At 50.9% G+C, this 216-nt stretch carries 1 pseudogene; it reads right to left on the minus strand.

Annotation, left to right across the window (positions count from 1 at the left end):
* Positions 1-216 (minus strand): annotated as a pseudogene (locus tag CWC16_RS20120) (SDR family NAD(P)-dependent oxidoreductase); the annotation flags it as partial.

A 216-nucleotide genomic window follows, 5' to 3' on the forward strand; every position in this document is an offset into this window, starting at 1 on the left:
ATTCGACAATAGCAGGATGAGCCTGTACCGGTGGCCCCAGCATATCGCTATAGCTGGGTTTCTTGTTGCCATCGACATCCAGAATACCGTATTCATCAGCCTGCTCTGCTACCACCAACACCTTACCACTCAGAGCCATTCTCTCAGGATCGGCGTGAATAGCATTGACTACCATACCGGTCAGCTGCGGACTCTCTGCTACTGGCATAAAGTCTT

Source organism: Pseudoalteromonas sp. S3776 (assembly GCF_005886915.1).
GTDB lineage: Bacteria > Pseudomonadota > Gammaproteobacteria > Enterobacterales > Alteromonadaceae > Pseudoalteromonas.